Here is a 15,708-nt window from a genome sequence, read left to right on the forward strand (position 1 = left end):
CGCGCGCAGGGCACCGTGCTCCGGCGGCGAGCAGCGCTCGCGGCGCTCGCCGCGGTCGCGCTCGCGGCGTGCGGGCGCCGGGCCCCGGCGGCGCAGGGCGGAGCGCGCGTCGTCTCCCTGTCGCCGAGCACCACCGAGGCGGTCTGCGCGATCGGGGCCGGCGCGGCCCTCGTCGGCCGCTCCCGCCACTGCGACCACCCGCCCGAGGTGCTCCGCCTGCCCAGCGTCGGCGGCTACGCCGATCCGAGCATCGAGGCGATCATCGCGCTCTCGCCGACCCTCGTCGTCGGCGCCCGCGGCCCCGCGGGGCCGGCGCTGGACGAGACGCTGCGCGGGCACGGGATCGCGACCTGCTTCCCCGAGACCGAGTCGCTCGCCCAGATCGAGGCGATGCTCGCGGAGCTCGGCCGGCGGCTCGACGCGGCCCCCGGCGCCGAGCAAGCGATCGGCCGGATCCACGCCCGCCGCCAGGCGGTCGAGCAGGCCGTGAAGGAGATGCCGCGCGTCCGGGTCGCCATGCTGTTCGATACCTCACCCATCTTCGCCGCGGGTCCCGGCAGCTTCGCCGATGAGCTCCTCCGGCTCGCCGACGGCGAGAACGTGATCACCCGCGGCGGCGCCTATCCGTCGATCAGCGTCGAGCACCTGCTCGCGCTGGATCCCGATGTGCTGCTCGACGGCACCGGCGAGGCCGGCGGGCTGGGCGCCTCCAGGCTGGCGATGCTCCGGGACGCGCTCGGCTGGAGATCCCTGCGCGCCGTGCGCGAGGGGCGCGTGCGCCCGCTCCGCACCGACGTCGTGCTGCGCCCGGGGCCGCGCATCGGCGACGGGCTCGCCGCCGTCGCCCGGGCGCTCCACGGCGACGCGCTGGCGCTCCACGACGCGGCGGCCGTCCCCGGCTCGCGGGACGGCGGCGCGGCCCCCGCGCCCCCTTCGCCCTCTTCGCCCCCGAGCGCGCCGTGACCCGCGTCCGCGCCGACGCGCTGCTCGTCGCCCGGAAGCTCGCCGGCTCGCGCACCGAGGCGCAGGCGCTGATCATGGCCGGCAAGGTCACCTCGGGGCCGCGCCGCATCGACAAGCCGGGCACGCTGCTCCCCGAGGACGCCGAGGTGAACGTCGCCTCGGGCCCGCGGTTCGTCTCGCGCGGCGGCGACAAGCTCGAGCACGCGCTCGCGGCCTTCGCGGCGCACGGCCTCGACGTCGCCGGGAAGACGTGCGTCGACGTGGGCGCCTCGACCGGGGGCTTCACCGACTGCCTGCTCCAGCGCGGCGCGGCGCGGGTGTTCGCGGTCGACGTCGGCTACGGCCAGCTCGCCAGCAAGCTGCGCGCCGATCCGCGCGTCGAGGTGCGCGATCGGGTCAACGCGCGCGAGCTCCAGCGGGAGGACTTCGACAGCCCCATCGATCTCGTCGTTGTCGACGCGTCCTTCATCAGCATTTCCCGGCTCATCGACGCGATCGCCCGCCTGCTCCGCCCCTCGGGCGACCTCGTTGCGCTCATCAAGCCGCAGTTCGAGGCGGGCCGCGAGGCCGCCGCCCGCGGGCGCGGCGTCATCCGTGACGAGGCGACCCGCCTCGCGGCGATCGCCGAGGCGCGCCAGGCCATCGAGGCCGCGGGCTTCTCGGTCGTCGGCGAGGCCGACAGCGCGGTGCGCGGGCCGAAGGGGAACGTCGAGCACTTCGTCCATGCGCGCCGCGCCGGCTAGCCTCGCTCCGCCCCGCGCCGTCTAGCCCCTGCGCGGGCTAGCCCCCGCGCGGGCTCGACCGCCGGAATCCGTGGAGAATCGAACACTTGAGATGCCCCGCGCCCGGCGCACCGCGGCCCGACATAGCTGACGTGCCGCGTAGACAATGGTAGACGCGATGAGTACACGCGCTCTGGGCCGCTGCGTGGGCGGCCATGGCCACCGGCGGGCGACCCACACGCGAGGCGGCCCGGCGACAGGGAGGACGACAATATGCTCGGACGACGGGGTTTGGTGAGGATGATCGCCGGGGCGCTCGCGCTGAGCGCGATGGCGCTCGGCTGCGGCAAGACGAGCGAGGGTTCGGGCGGCGACCCGGCCAAGCACGCGAAGGACGACCCCGAGTGGAAGGTCGGCGCCTACTTCAGCCTCTCGGGTGAGGAGACGGCGTTCGGCGTCGACTCGAAGGAGGGTGTCGATCTCGCCATCGACGAGATCAACAAGGCGGGCGGGGTCAAGGGCAAGCCGATCAACGTCCTCTACGAGGACAACAAGTCGAAGCCCGAGGAGGCGACCAACAAGGTCCTGCAGCTGATCGACCGGGATCACGTGCTCGCCCTCCTCGGCGAGGTCGCCTCGTCCCGGTCGCGCGCCGGCGGCATCGTCGCCAACAAGAAGAAGGTGCCGATGATCTCGCCGTCGTCCACGAACCCGGACGTGACGAAGGTCGGCCCCTTCGTGTTCCGCGCCTGCTTCACGGACGACGTGCAGGGCCAGATGGGCGCGCAGTTCATCGTGAACACGCTCGGCAAGAAGAAGGTGGGGCTCTTCTTCGCCTCCGACGACCTCTACTCGTCGGGCCTCGCCAACGAGTTCCGCGCCGAGGTGAAGCGCCTAGGCGGCGAGATCGTCATGGAGAAGAGCTTCCTCAAGAAGGAGACAAACTTCACGACGTACATCAACGAGCTCAAGTCGGCGAACCCCGAGATGATCTACGCGCCGATCTATTACACGAGCATGGCCCCCATCGCGCGGCAGGCCAAGGCCGCGGGCGTGCCGGGGAACATGTTCGTCGGCAGCGATGGGTGGGACGCGAACGAGCTCCTGCGCGACGCCGCGGAGGAGCTGGAAGGCGCGTACTTCACGAACCACTACGCGCCGGACGTCCCCTGGCCCAACTCGCAGGCGTTCGTGAAGAAGTACAAGGAGCGCTACAACCGCACGCCGTCGAGCATGGCTGCCCAGGCCTACGACGCTGCCGGGCTGCTCGCCGACGCGATGGGCCGCGCCAAGGCGATGACGCCGGACGACATCCGGCAGGCCATCCAGGACACCAAGGGTTTCCAGGGGGCGACGGGGGTCATCACCATCGACGCGAATCGCAACGCCGACAAGCCGGTCGTGATTGTCCGGATCAAGGACAAGCAGTTTACCTACTACGCCACGGTCAACGAGAAGGGCGCGAAGCAGTAGTGCTCGTGCCCGCGCGCTCGCTCGGCGCGCGGTGAAGGGGTCTCCATGGAGAAGATCGTGAGTGCCCTGATCACGGGGCTCGCCCAGGGGTCGATGATCGCCCTCGTCGCCCTCGGCTACACGATGGTTTACGGCATCCTCAAGCTCATCAACTTCGCTCATAGCGAGGTCTTCATGATGGGCGCCTTCGCCGGGCTCTTCGGGATCACGGCGTTCGGCGCCCAGGACGCGCCGCTGGTCGCCGGCGTGGCCGGCACCCTCTTCGCGATGGCCTTCACGGCGGTCCTCGGGGTCGTTGTCGAGAAGGTGGCTTACGCGCCGCTGCGATCCCGGGGGCGGGGCCTCGCGAACACCCGGATCACGCCGCTCGTCACGGCGCTCGCGATGAGCGTCCTCCTCCAGAACCTGGCGCAGCTCCTCTTCACCGCCCGCTACCGCGGCTATCCTCAGCTCCTGCCGATCGAGCACACGCGCAAGGTGATCTTCGTCACCTCGATCCTCGTGATGATCGGCCTGGAGGTGCTCGTGCGGCGCACCTGGACGGGCAAGGCGATGCGCGCGCTCAGCGTGAACGTCGAGGCCGCCCGGCTGATGGGCGTCCGCACGAGCCGCATCATCGCGCTCACCTTCGTCACGGGCTCGATGCTCGCGGCGGTGGGCGCGGTGCTCTACTGCCTCGATCAGTCGCAGGTGTACCCCACGATGGGCGTGGTGATCGGCAACCGCGCCTTCGTGGCGGCGGTCATCGGCGGTATCGGCAACATCACGGGCGCGATGCTCGGGGGCATGCTGATCGGGATCATCGGCGAGATGACGAAGCTCACGCCCTACTCCGGCTTGCAGGACGTCCTCGTGTTCGCGGTGCTGATCGCGGTGCTGCTCGTGAAGCCGACCGGGCTGCTCGGCACGACCGGGACCGAGAAGGTGTAGCGCTGCGCCGGCGCGTCGGCCGGCGATCGGCCGACGCGCCGGCGCGCCGCTCGTCGCTGCGGTATGCTCGGCGCATGCGACGCCTCGCTCTCGTCGTGCCGCTCTCGCTGCTCGCGGCGTGCGCCGCGACGCCCCCTGCCAACTGGGCCCGCGGCGGCGCGCTGCTCGACATCCCGCGGGCGCGCTGGGTCCACGGGAGCCTCGCGGTCGACATCGCGCCGGACGGCAAGATCTTCGTGAACGGCGAGCACCAGCTGAGCGTGGATCGCGGCGGGCGGGTGTTCGGCCTGGAGGCCGAGCCGCTGGCGCTGCTCGAGCCGGACGGCCGGGTCATTGGCCCGAACGACGACGCGCTGGGCCAGGTCGGCGTGCTGCACGCGTCGCTGCCGGGCGAGGCGAACGCGTGGCTCACGGTCGCCCAGAACGGCCCGGTGATCCGCTACGCCGAGGAGGGCGAGCGGGAGCCGTTCGGCGTCTGGCTGGGGTGCGAGGTGACGCCGCGCGCGCACCAGACCTGCACGCTGATCACGCACCTGCTCGGGATGCGCATCCGCAAGCTGGAGCGGCAGACCACGACGGCGCCGGTGGGCGTGGGGTTCGGGTCGGGCTTCGGGCTCGGGTTCGGGGCGGGATCGCCTTTCCCCTGAGCGCGGTCCTCGGCGACGTCGGGTACACGCCGCTCTATTTCAGCAGCCAGCCGAACAGCATCCTCTTCGTCGTGTCGCGGGCGACCGCGGCGATCGAGTCGACGAGCGGGATCTCCTTCGGGCACACCTCGACGCAGTTCTGCGACTTGCCGCAATCGGTGATCCCGCCCTCGCTCATCACGGACTCCAGGCGCTCGCCCTCGCGCATCGCCCCGGAAGGATGCATGTTGTAGAGCCGCACCAGGTTGATCGCGAAGGCGCCGACGAACTTCGTCCCGTCGTTGTACTGCGGGCACGCCTCGACACAGCAGCCGCACGTCATGCAGCGGGAGAGCGAATACCGCTCCTCCTGCCGCTCCGGCGACTCGCGTGGACCCGGGCCGAGCTCGTGCGTGCCGTCGATGTCGATCCACGCGCGGACCCGCTTCATGTCCTCGAACATCCGGCTCCGGTCGACGAGCAGGTCGCGCACGAGCGGGAACTTGGACATGGGCTCCAGCGTGATCACCTCGCCCTTCGGCGCGAGCTGGTCGACGAGCGCCGAGCAGGCCTGACGGACCCGGCCGTTGACCACCATCGTGCACGCGCCGCACACCTCCTCCAGACACACCGCCTCCCAGACGACCGGAGCCACCTCCTTGCCGTCCACGGTCCGCGGATCCCGCTGGATCTGCTGCAGCGCGCTGATCACGTTCATCTGCGGCAGGTAGGGGACCTTGAACTCCTCCCAGCGCCGCGACTCCGGCCGATCCGCGGTGTCCTGCCGCCGCACGCGCAGGTGCACAAGCCGGCCCTCGCCCCGCGCCTGCGCCGCCACCCCGTTCGCCTCGTCTCCGCTCGCCTTGGCCATCCTACACGCTCTTCTGCGACAGCTTCCCTGTCGCCTGCGCGCTCGCCGCGCCCGCCTGCTCGTACTTGCGCTCCCGCGGCGCCACCAGCGACGTGTCCACCGCGTCGGTCACGTGGACCGACTGGCCGGCGCACGTCGTGTCGAACGCGCGGAGGAACCTCACGGCGCCCTTCTCCTCGTGGCGCGCCAGCGTCGTGCGCAGCCACTCGGCGTCGTTCCGCACCGGGAACTCCGGCTTGTAGTGCGCCCCGCGCGACTCGTCGCGGTTCCTCGCCCCCTGCGCGATGACCCGCGCGAGCACCAGCATGTTCTCGAGGTGCCGCACGAACTGCGCCCCCTGGTTCACCCGCGAGGCCGTGTCCGTGCTCTTGATCCGCCCCGCCCGCTCCTCGAGCTCGCCGAGCTTCTCGAGCACCCGGTCGAGCGCGGCGTTGTCGCGCTCGATCGTGCAGTCGCGCAGCATCATCTCGCCGAGCTCCTGGTGCAGCCGGTACGCGTTCTCCGGCTGCTTCGCCTCCTGGTTCTGCGTCAGGATGCGCTGGTAGCCGGCCTCGGCGCGCTTCTCGGCCTTGTCGAAGATCGAGCGCGGCAGGTCCAGGGCGCTCCGCTTGATGCTCCGCTGATAGCTCGCCACCGCCGGACCGCACACGAGGCCGCCGTAGACGCACGAGAGCAGCGAGTTGGCGCCGAGCCGGTTGGCCCCGTGATACTGGTAGTCCACCTCGCCCACCGCGTAGAGCCCCGGGATGCTCGTCGCGTGATTGCGCGGCGACCCCACCTTGAGCGAGCCCCGCGCGTCCGCCTCGTAGTCGACCCACAGGCCGCCCATCGTGTAGTGGACCGCCGGGAAGACCTTCATCGGGTTCTTGTACGGGTCGGTGCCCGCGAACTTCTCGTAGATCTCGAGGATGCCCGCGAGCTTCGCCCGGAGGAACTTCTCGTCCTTGTGGGTCAGGTCGAGGTAGACCTCGTTCTCGTTCCGGCCCGTCGCGGCGTTCCAGATGCCGCGCCCCTCGTGGAAGCACGTCCGGAAGATCGCGCGCGCCGCGATGTCGCGGGGGACGAGGTTGCCGTAGCCGGGGTACATCCGCTCGAGGAGATAGTCGCGCTCCTTCTCGGGGATGTCGCGCGCGCTCCGCGCGTCGGTCTTGCCCTTCGGCACCCAGACGCGGCCGCCCTCGCCGCGCGCGCTCTCCGAGATGAGCCGCAGCTTGTCGGCGCCAGGGATCGCCGTCGGGTGCACCTGGACGAACTCGCCGTTCGCGTACACGGCGCCCTGCTGGTAGACCGCCGACGCGGCCGTCCCCGTGCAGATGACGCTCAGCGTGGAGCGGCCGAAGACGACGCCGCTGCCGCCCGTCGCGAGCACGACCGCGTCGCCGGTAAACGCGCGGATCTGCATCGTTTTCAGGTCCTGCACGACGCAGCCGACGCACGTGCCGGAGTCGTCGAGGATCGCCTCGATGAAGTCCCAGAACTCGTGCTTCCGGACCATCTTCTCGCCCGGGATCGACACGCCGTGCTCGTCGGTCACGTCGGCGAGCTCGAAGCGCCGCACCTGCTCGTCGAGCGCGTAGAGCAGCTGCTGCCCCGTCGTCGCGCCGGCGAACGCCGTGCGGTGGAACAGCGTGCCGCCGAAGCGGCGGAAGTCGAGCAGGCCCTCGGGCGTCCGGTTGAACGGCACGCCCATGCGATCGAGCATGTTGACGATGCCGGGCGCGGCCTCCGCCATCCCCTTGATCGGCGGCTGGTTCGCGAGAAAATCGCCGCCGTACGCCGTCTCCTCGAGGTGCACCTGGGGGCTGTCCCCCTCGCCCTTCGTGTTCACCGAGGCGTTGATGCCGCCCTGCGCGCACGCCGAGTGCGAGCGCTTCACCGGCACGAGGGAGATGAGGTCGACAGGGACCTTCGCCTCGCACAGCTTGATCACCGTCATCAGGCCGGCGAGCCCGCCCCCGACGACGATCACGCGCCGAACCTTCCCCCCCTCGCTCCTCGTCGTGCTCTTCGCGGCCATGTTCGCTCTCGATGCTCCCGCGCCGCTCCCCACCGGGGCGCGGCCGATACGATGGTCAGTGCGAGGCCGGCGCGACCAGCGCGGCGCGCCCGGGCCCGGCCGACGCGATCTCGGCGCACGTGCGGGCCCCCTCCGCGGCCGGGCTCGGCGTCCCGGGGAACGGCGCGCCGGTCGCGAAGTAGATGACCGTGTTGGCGCCGAGCACGAAGACCAGGAGGCCCAGCGCGCCGAAGACCACCGCGGCCATCCGCTGCGCCCGCCGCGACACGGTGACCCCCCACGAGAAGCAGAAGCCCCAGAGGCCGTTGGCGAAGTGGAACACGCTCGCCGCGATGCCGAAGATGTAGACGAGCGCGATCACCGGGACGCCGCTCACCGTCGACGCCATGTCGGCGCACAGCCGCGGGTAGAACTCCTCGGGCGCCATCCGCCCGAGCCACTTCTGCGCCCAGTACTGCCAGAGGTGGAACGCGATGAACGCGAACGCGAGCACCCCCGTGACCCGCTGCATCGTGTACATCCAGTTGCGCGAGAACGTGTAGCTGCCGACGTTCGGCTTGCCCTCGAGCACCAGCTTGACCCCGTAGAGGGCGTGGAACGCGAGCGGCAGCACGACGAGCCCGAGCTCGAGCACCGGCAGGTACGGCATGTGCGAGATCTCGGCGACCGCCGCGTCGAACCGCTCCTGCCCCTGGAGCGCCTTCGCGTTCGTCCAGAAATGGAAGAGCAGGAAACCGCCCACGGGGAGGGCGCCGGTGAGAGAATGCAGCTTGCGAAGGAGAAAGGACCGGCGGCTCTTGTGAAAGAGCGATCTGGCGGGGGTTGCCTCGGACACGCTGACCTCGATGGAAGGCGGGCGCCGCCGGTGTATGGGATGCCCCGGGTGACGTCAAGGTGAACGCAGTCGACACTTCGGGCCGATTTCCCGCTGCCTTCGGCGCACCGACCGTCAGCGCGGAGTCCGGGCGCGCCGCGCGGCGACCGCTGCTCGCGCGTGTGTCGGCGATCACGAGCGCGGCGCTGCTCGCGGCGGCGATCGCCGTCGCCGGCTGCGGCGCGCAGGACGGCGCTGCGGCGATGAGCCCGGCGCTCGGCGGGTCGCCCGCGGCCCAGGCGGAGCTGCACCGCGTCCTCGCGCGCTTCGAGAACGGCGCGCGCGCGGAGCGCATCGCGCTCGAGCCGGAGCTCCTCGCCTTCCGCGACCGCTACGCGGGCGACGATCTCGCGCGCGTCGCGGCCGCCCACCTCGCGTGGATCGCGCTGGAGCGAGGGGACCTCCGCCGCGCCGAGGCGCTCGCGGCCGAGGTCGAGGCCGGGGGGCCGGGTCCGACCGCGGACCTCGCGCGCGTGCTCCGCGGCGCGGCGCTCCGGCGCGCCGGCAAGCCGAGGCCCGCCTTCGGGGTGCTGCGCCCGCTGGTGAGCAAGATGATCGACGCGTACGTGCGCTCGCTCCTCAACGAGGAGGTCACGGCCGCCGCGATGGAGGCGGGCGCGTGGACGCAGGCGGTCGAGCTGATGAGCGTCTGGCTGCGCGAGGCGGACGACGACGACCGCGCCGCCGTCCGGGCGCAGATCGGGGCGCTCCTGCGCAAGGTGCCCATCGCCCACCTCGTCAGCGCGATGCGCGCCGGCCAGGCCGCCGGCGAGGTCGTGGACCCGCAGGTCGACCTGCGCTCGCTGGTCGCCGAGCGCCTCGCGATCGTCGCCCGCGAGCGCCGCGACGTCGCGCTCGCGAAGGAGCTGCTCGACCGGGCCGGCGCGCTGCTCGGCAGCCAGGGCGACGCGATCTCGGAGCTCGCGGCCGGCGCGGGGACCGCGCGCGTCGAGCCCCCCACGGTCGGCCTGCTGCTCTCGACGCGCACGTCCGAGTCGCGCCGGCGGGGCGTCGAGATGGCCGCCGGCGTGGCGCACGGGCTCGGGCTGCTGCGGCCGGGGTCGGACGCGCGGCTCGTGAGCCGCGACGACGGCGGCGAGGGCAGCGTCGACGAGGCGCTGAGCAGCCTCACCGCCGAGGGCGCCGCGGTGCTCATCGCCGGCTCGGATCGAGATCAGGCGACCGCGGCGGCGAGGTTCGCGCGGGCGAACGCGATCCCGGTGCTGCTCGTGCACCCGCCGGAGCCGGCGGCGCTCGACGGGGCGTTCGTCTTCGTCGTGGGCGAGGAGCCCGCGAGGGGCATCGAGGTGCTCGTCGCCGCGCTCGCGGAGCGGGGCGCGAAGCCGGTGGCGCTCGTGGGCGGCGAGGCCGGCGCCCGGAAGGACGCGGCGGCCTCGCCGCCGGGCGCGGCCGCCGGGGGCGCTCCGACCGCAGCGCTCGCCGAGCGCGGCATCGCGCTCGCGCTGCCCTGCGACGGGACCTTCGATCCGCGCGCCCTCCGGCCGCCGGCCATCCGAGGGGTGATCCTGGCCGGGGACGGGCCCTGCGCAGAGCAGGCGCTCCGCGCCGCCCCGCGCACGGTGACGATCGCGCTCGGCTTCGAGGCGGCCGTGCCGCCGCCGCCGGGGTCGCTCGTCGCGACGGCGGGGCTCTTCCCGTTCGTCGCGGCGCCCGCGGGCGCGCAGCCTCCGCCGCGCGCGGGCGATCCGGGGGCGCCCGCGGGCCCGCCGGCCGCGCTCGGGGTGTGGCTCGCCACCCACCCGTCGCCGCCGAGCTTCTGGGCGGCGCTCGGGCGCGACGCCGGCGTCCTCGCCTGGGCCGGCGTGCAGCGGCTGCCGAAGACGGGCACCGAGGACCCGGCCGAGGTGAAGGCGCGGCGCCTCGCGGCGACGACCGCCGTGAGCCACGCGACGGCCGAGCTCTGGACCACGACGGCGACCGGCTTCGGCGGAAAGCGCGTGCTGCCGAGGGGGGTCGTGTACCGCGAGATCGAGAAAGCGCGATGAGCGGAGCGAGCCGCCGGAACGTCGCCTGGCCGCCGCGCGGGGCTCGCGCCGCGCGGCGTGGAGAGCGTGCCGCCGCGTCGTCCTGGGGCTGCTCCGGCGTCCCGGCGGGCGTAGCATGGCGCCGCATGATCCGCCGAGCCCTCTCCTGTGCCGCCGCCGCCGCGCTGACGGCGATCGCCCCGGCCGCGTTCGCCGACCGCGTGGCGGTGCTCCCCGCGCGCGGAGGCACCGACGAGGCCGCCCGGAGCGCCGCTCAGGCCGAGGTCGCGCGCGGGCTCGCCGCCCTCGGCCACACCCCGGTGCCGGACGGCGCGGTGGCGGCCGCGCTCAAGGGCGTCGCCGACGGCATCGCCGACACCACGGACGAGTACCGCGCCGTGGGCGCGCGGACGGGCGCGGACTGGGTCCTGGGCGGCACCGTCGAGCCTGCGGTCACGACCTCCCGGGTCGAGCTCACCGCGTACCTCGCCTCGACGGGCCGGGTCGAGTCGGTCGCGCGGGAGGTCGATCGGGGGAAGGAGGCCCAGCAGACGCAGGAGATGCTGGCGGTGCTCCTCCGCCCCGAGGGCGTCGGCATCGGCGAGCTCCCCTGGGAGCGCCCCGCGGGCTCCACGCCGGCGGGCGCGCCGCCTCCTGCCGCGCCCCCGTCCGCGGGCGGGTCCGCCGTGCTGCCGCCGGTGCCCGCGCCGCCGCCGGCGCCGCCCGCGAAGGAGGTGCAGATGGCGTACCCGCTCGGGCCCGATCGCGTCTGGCCTGCGTACACGGGCGGGCGCCGGCTCGCCCTCTCCGCGTCGCTCGGGGCGGCCGTGGCGGCGGCGCGCCTGCCGGGCGCGAGCGGCAGCGCGGCCTCGCTGGTCGGCACGGCGCGCGTGGCCTACGCGGCCTCGGATCGCGGGCTCGAGCTGTTCGCCGGCGGCGGCGGGAACCTGGCCGGCCCGTTCGCCGCCTGGATCGAGGGCGGCGCGCGCCTGATGCTGACGCCCAGCCTGACGCCCGAGGGCGGCGCGTGGCGCGCGTTCCCGCTCCACGTCGGCCCCGCGCTCCACGCCGGCGCGTTCTTCCGGTCGGGCGCCGGCGTCGTGGGCCCCGGCGGCGCGACGTACCGCGGCGACCTCGAGGTGCGCCCGGTGATCGGGGCGTCGCTCGACGTCGTGCTCGCGCTGAGCTCCTCGGTGCAGCTCGAGGCCCAGCTCGGCAACCTCCGGTGGGTCCCCGCGGGGGACGGCTCGCTGCTCCTGCTCGGCGCGACGCTCGGCGCGGGGGCCCGGTTCTGACGCATGCGCATCGAGCTGCCGAGCCGCCGCAGCACCATCCGCCTCGCGCGCGCGCTCGCCGGCCGCCTCGCGGGCGGCGATCTGGTGATCCTGGCCGGCGACCTGGGCGCCGGGAAGACGTTCTTCGCCCGCGCCCTCTGCCGCGCGCTCGGCGTGCCGTCGGAGCTGCCGGTCACGAGCCCGACCTTCACGCTGGTCCACGAGCACGACGGCCGCGTCCCGATCGCGCACGCCGACGCCTACCGCCTCGGCGGCGCGTCCCCTGCGGAGGGCGCGCGCGGCGCCGCGGACGAAGAGCTCGCCCAGCTCGGGCTGCGCGAGCGCCGCGCGGAGGGGGCGCTCGTCGTGGTGGAGTGGGGCGAGCCGTTCGCGGAGGCGCTCGGCGGCGACGCGCTCCTGATCCACCTCGCCGCGCCCGAGGACCCGGGCGCGCCCGGCCGCGCCGCCGAGATCAGGGCGACCGGCGCGCGGAGCGGCGAGGTGCTCGCGGCGCTCGAGGTCGAGCTGCTCCCGTAGGCTCGGCGGCGATGTGGCCGCAGGCAAGCGGTTCGGTCGAGGTGCCGCCGCGTGGGTCGAAGGCGCGATGCGCCTTGGGCGAGGGCGATTCTCAGGCGCCGCTTCAGCCGAGCTGCCGGAGCTTCTTTTCCAGGTAATAGGCTGCAGCCTGGCAGTAGGGCGGCAAAAGACCGGTACCCTCCGGAGTCGACGAAAGCTCCAGCAGCGCCTTCACGCATGCGGCCCTCGGCGCTTTCTTCTGAAATTCAGACCGGAGAGCATCGATCACGGCCCTCCGGTTCCGTTGAAGGCGCGCGATGTTGAGGTTCAGACGCTCGATCTGCGCTTCAGCGCTGGCGCGCATCGCGGGCTCCAGGCCGCGCGCGGGTCGCATCTCCCCCTGGTTCGTATAGGAGAACATCGATCTGACGTCGGGCGGAGACGCCGCCGGGTTCAGCTCGAGCCGTTGCTCCTCTCTCGGGAGATGTCCGCGATAGGTGTCGCAGTGATAGCGATCGCGGTGATCTCCTCCGCCATCGTGGATGCCCACATCGCCCAGGCAGACCCCGAGGAGGTTGTCCCAGTCGAACACCAGCTCCGGCGACAGCGCGCGCGTCTTGAAGTGCTCGATCTTCATGCCTTCGGCGCTCGGCGGTCCCGGCAGCCGGGACATGCAGTACGCGCAGAGCCCGTGCTGCTCCTTGAACGCGTGCTCCCGCATCTGCTGCCTCTGCGCCCCGTACACCGAGCTCCAGGCCGCGCCGGGCGTGCCCCGGAGGTCGGCCAGGCAAGCAGGCTCGCGGTCCTTCTCAATCCGGCGCATCGCCGGTCTCCGCCATGGAGAGCTCCCATCGCGCGGCGACGATCTGAGCGTCGTCCTCGCCGAGGAGGCCCGACAGCTCCGCCAGCAGCGACTTCGCTTCCACGAGCTGGCCGTCATCGATCAACCGCGCCAGCTCGTCGAGCTTCTCCCGCGTTTCCTTCAGGCGTGACGGGGCGCCGAGGATGTCCTCCAGGATGGTGTTGGCGTCCTTGCCCGCGATCCTCTCGATCCGGTGCGCCTGGTGATCCGGGTCGAGGAGACGCACCGAGCCGCGCGGGGCTGCGGACATCACCTGAGGCGAGTGCGTCGTCACGACGAACTGGAGGCCCGGGAAGGCTTGAAGGAGATCGTCGAGCACGCGCCATTGCCACGCGGGGTGGAGGTGGAGATCCACCTCGTCGATGAGCACGACGCCTGTCGCCCGCGCAGGGGCTTCGGCGCCGAGCTGCGGGTTGAGCTGCGTTGCGCGCCACGCGATGTCCGCCGCCACCGCGATGAGGTTCCGCTGGCCATCGGAGAGGGCCCCGAAGGGCAGGGAGGAGCCGTCCATGAAATCGATGCGCAGCTCCTGGTGGTTGGCGCTGTAATAGATCCGGCGAGCGCCCTCGAGGCAAGCGCAGGCCGCTGCGCTCACCCCCTCCAGCTCGGGGCTTCGCACCTCGGTGAGCGGGCGCCCCTCCTCCGCGGCGCGAGCGAGACGCTGGACGCGATCCTCCTCGCGCCATGCCATCCAGGCCTCGAACCCCTTCTGGTCGGACGCGGCCTCGAGCGCGGCCCGGTAGCCTTGAAGCCTGGACTTCAGGCTCGCCTTCTCGGGGTTCCTGTCCCGCTTGTGGTGCCAGAGCCGACCTGTTCCGTAGTAGGCGAGCACCGGGAGCGCGATGGGCTCGGCGCCCGATATCGCATCCTCGATGCCACGAGGCATGAATCGGGTCGCCTCCAGTGGACCTACCCGACCGGACTGGGTGACGCTCGTCGTCGTGCGGCCGTCTGCACCGCCGAGCTCCCTCGCCCACGCCACGCGGCCCAGCGGGGTTTCACCGCCCGCTTCGACGCGCACCGGGTAGCATGTCGTCATGCTCGGGACGCCGCCGTGCATCGTGGTCACGAAGCGCGCCGCCGATTTCGGGATCGCGCGATCGTCCCGGCTCGCCTTGAAGAAGCTCAGCCACGCTCCCAGCGCCACCGACAGCCCTTCGAGCACGGTCGTCTTGCCCGTCCCGTTGCGGCCGACGAGCACCGTGAGCCGCGGCTCCAGGTGCAGCGCGAACCGCTCGAAGGCGCGGAAGTTGGTCAGCCGGATCTCGTCGATTCGCATCGAGGCTCGACGGGTGATACGCGCTGAAAACTCGGGGAGCTAGCGGTTTTCGCCAGGATCGCCGAGCTCGCTGGTCGCCACCCCGGGCAGGTCGAGCGCCGAGATGACCGCGTCCTCCATCGCCTCTCGCCGGTGTGCCACGCCTCCACCCATGGCGGAGCCAGGCACCACCGCAGGGTGCGAAGGCAGCACCGCAGGGTACGAAGGCACCGCCGCGACGGCGCAGCCCGGCCCCGTGCGGCGCCCCGGAGCCGCCACCGCCGGACGCCTGCCCCCGAGGTCCGCTCCGCAGCCGGCTCTCTGCTACCGGCGTCTCCTGGGCGGACAGGACGGCACCAGGGGGCAAGCGGGCTGCGCCGCACCTCGCGCGCCCGACCCCGTGCGCGGCGGCGTTGCATGATACAAGAGCGCACGGTGAAGGAAGGCGCGGAAACCAGCCGCAGCGAGCTGCTCAACAAGGCGCTGGAGCCGGTCCTCGCGTTCCTCGACAACATCGGCAACATCGTCACGCTGACGTTCCAGACGCTCCTCTGGCTCGTGCGCCCGCCGTTTCGCCCCGCGCAGTTCCTGGCGGCGATGGACTTCATGGGCGCGCAGTCGGTCTTCATCGTCGGCCTGACCGGCGTCTTCAGCGGCATGGTCGTGACGCTGCAGACGTCCTACGCGCTGCGCGCGTTCAGCGCCGAGGGCCGCGTCGGCGGCCTCGTCGCGGTCTCGCTCGCCCGCGAGCTCGCGCCGGTCTTCTCGGCGATCATGGTCACCGCCCGCGCCGGCAGCGCCATGGCCGCGGAGCTCGGCAACATGCGCGTCACCGAGCAGATCGACGCGATCGCGACGATGGGCGTGAGCCCGGTGCAGTACCTGCTCTCGCCCCGGCTGTTCGCCGCGACGGTGATGCTGCCGCTGCTCTGCATCCTGTACACGAGCGTCGGCATGTGCGGCTCGTACCTCGTCGCCGTGCTCTGGCTCGGCGGCGACGCGGGCTCGTTCTTCCAGAGCGTCCGCGACTTCGCCCTGCCCAGCGACATCTCGATGGGGCTCATCAAGGCGTGCGTCTTCGGCTTCATCGTCTCGTCGGTCTCGTGCCGCCACGGCTTCTTCGCCTCGGGCGGCGCGCGCGGCGTCGGCGTCGCGACCACGCGGGCGGTCGTCGAGAGCTGCGTCACCGTGCTCGTCACGAACTACATCCTGACGCAGCTGCTGCTCGACATGTGACCCGAGGCGGCCCGCCCCTCCCTCGTCGCGCGCGCCGCGCGCTCGGGGAGGGGGTTTGCCGTCTGGCGCGTGCTCGCTCGGCTGCGGACCACGCCGGGACG

Annotated in this window: 14 protein-coding genes; 9 read left to right on the forward strand and 5 right to left on the reverse strand. The window is 72.8% G+C overall.

The features are described from left to right. The first annotated feature begins 15 nt into the window (after positions 1–15). The 5 genes from WMF17_RS41115 to WMF17_RS41135 all read left to right on the forward strand — a co-directional run bounded on the left by WMF17_RS41115 (position 16) and on the right by WMF17_RS41135 (position 4,735). Positions 16–963 carry an ABC transporter substrate-binding protein gene (locus WMF17_RS41115; RefSeq protein WP_437646463.1) on the forward strand — a complete coding sequence of 316 codons (948 nt, stop codon included), beginning with the start codon at positions 16–18 and terminating at the stop codon, positions 961–963. Beyond that, the gene (locus WMF17_RS41120) at positions 960–1,706 is read left to right on the forward strand and encodes a TlyA family RNA methyltransferase (protein WP_437646464.1); all 747 of its coding nucleotides are present in this window, start codon (positions 960–962) and stop codon (positions 1,704–1,706) included. The genes WMF17_RS41115 and WMF17_RS41120 overlap by 4 nt, the downstream gene beginning before the upstream one ends. 279 nt (positions 1,707–1,985) lie before the next feature. Then, positions 1,986–3,158 carry an ABC transporter substrate-binding protein gene (locus tag WMF17_RS41125; RefSeq protein WP_437646465.1) on the forward strand — a complete coding sequence of 391 codons (1,173 nt, stop codon included), beginning with the start codon at positions 1,986–1,988 and terminating at the stop codon, positions 3,156–3,158. Positions 3,159–3,215: 57 nt separating this feature from the next. Then, positions 3,216–4,088, forward strand: a complete 873-nt coding sequence (locus WMF17_RS41130; protein WP_437599000.1) for a branched-chain amino acid ABC transporter permease — start codon at positions 3,216–3,218, stop codon at positions 4,086–4,088. Between the two features lie 74 nt (positions 4,089–4,162). Further along, the gene (locus WMF17_RS41135; RefSeq protein WP_437599001.1) at positions 4,163–4,735 is read left to right on the forward strand and encodes a hypothetical protein; all 573 of its coding nucleotides are present in this window, start codon (positions 4,163–4,165) and stop codon (positions 4,733–4,735) included. A gap of 34 nt (positions 4,736–4,769) precedes the next feature. Here the strand turns inward: WMF17_RS41135 and sdhB are convergent, their stop codons facing one another. Genes sdhB through WMF17_RS41150 form a run of 3 tightly spaced genes read right to left on the reverse strand, consistent with a single transcriptional unit; the run spans position 4,770 to position 8,437 of the window. Next, positions 4,770–5,585 (reverse strand): succinate dehydrogenase iron-sulfur subunit, encoded by an 816-nt coding sequence (gene sdhB, locus WMF17_RS41140; protein WP_437599002.1) that lies wholly within the window; start codon positions 5,583–5,585, stop codon positions 4,770–4,772. 1 nt (position 5,586) lies between these two features. Continuing rightward, the gene (gene sdhA, locus WMF17_RS41145) at positions 5,587–7,602 is read right to left on the reverse strand and encodes a succinate dehydrogenase flavoprotein subunit (RefSeq protein WP_437646466.1); all 2,016 of its coding nucleotides are present in this window, start codon (positions 7,600–7,602) and stop codon (positions 5,587–5,589) included. Between the two features lie 55 nt (positions 7,603–7,657). Then, positions 7,658–8,437 (reverse strand): succinate dehydrogenase, encoded by a 780-nt coding sequence (locus WMF17_RS41150; protein WP_437599005.1) that lies wholly within the window; start codon positions 8,435–8,437, stop codon positions 7,658–7,660. A gap of 161 nt (positions 8,438–8,598) precedes the next feature. Here WMF17_RS41150 and WMF17_RS41155 point away from each other — a divergent pair, with 161 nt between their 5' ends. The 3 genes from WMF17_RS41155 to tsaE all read left to right on the forward strand — a co-directional run bounded on the left by WMF17_RS41155 (position 8,599) and on the right by tsaE (position 12,272). Then, positions 8,599–10,482: a hypothetical protein gene (locus WMF17_RS41155; RefSeq protein ID WP_437646467.1), complete on the forward strand. Its 1,884-nt coding sequence runs from the start codon at positions 8,599–8,601 to the stop codon at positions 10,480–10,482. A 125-nt stretch (positions 10,483–10,607) separates the two neighbouring features. Continuing rightward, positions 10,608–11,756, forward strand: coding sequence for a hypothetical protein (locus tag WMF17_RS41160; protein WP_437646468.1), 1,149 nt, complete (start codon positions 10,608–10,610; stop codon positions 11,754–11,756). Between the two features lie 3 nt (positions 11,757–11,759). Further along, positions 11,760–12,272: a tRNA (adenosine(37)-N6)-threonylcarbamoyltransferase complex ATPase subunit type 1 TsaE gene (tsaE, locus tag WMF17_RS41165; protein ID WP_437646469.1), complete on the forward strand. Its 513-nt coding sequence runs from the start codon at positions 11,760–11,762 to the stop codon at positions 12,270–12,272. 103 nt (positions 12,273–12,375) lie between these two features. Here tsaE and WMF17_RS41170 read toward each other — a convergent pair whose 3' ends face one another. Next, positions 12,376–13,074, reverse strand: coding sequence for a retron system putative HNH endonuclease (locus tag WMF17_RS41170; RefSeq protein WP_437646470.1), 699 nt, complete (start codon positions 13,072–13,074; stop codon positions 12,376–12,378). Next, entirely contained in the window at positions 13,061–14,392 is a 1,332-nt protein-coding gene (locus WMF17_RS41175) for an AAA family ATPase (RefSeq protein WP_437646471.1), read from the reverse strand. The genes WMF17_RS41170 and WMF17_RS41175 overlap by 14 nt, the downstream gene beginning before the upstream one ends. 414 nt (positions 14,393–14,806) lie before the next feature. Between WMF17_RS41175 and WMF17_RS41180 the strand changes: the two genes are divergently transcribed. Beyond that, the gene (locus tag WMF17_RS41180; RefSeq protein ID WP_437599014.1) at positions 14,807–15,607 is read left to right on the forward strand and encodes an MlaE family ABC transporter permease; all 801 of its coding nucleotides are present in this window, start codon (positions 14,807–14,809) and stop codon (positions 15,605–15,607) included. Positions 15,608–15,708 lie beyond the last annotated feature (101 nt).

The sequence above is a fragment of the Sorangium sp. So ce362 genome (assembly GCF_051519845.1).
In the GTDB taxonomy this organism is placed as follows: domain Bacteria; phylum Myxococcota_A; class Polyangia; order Polyangiales; family Polyangiaceae; genus Sorangium.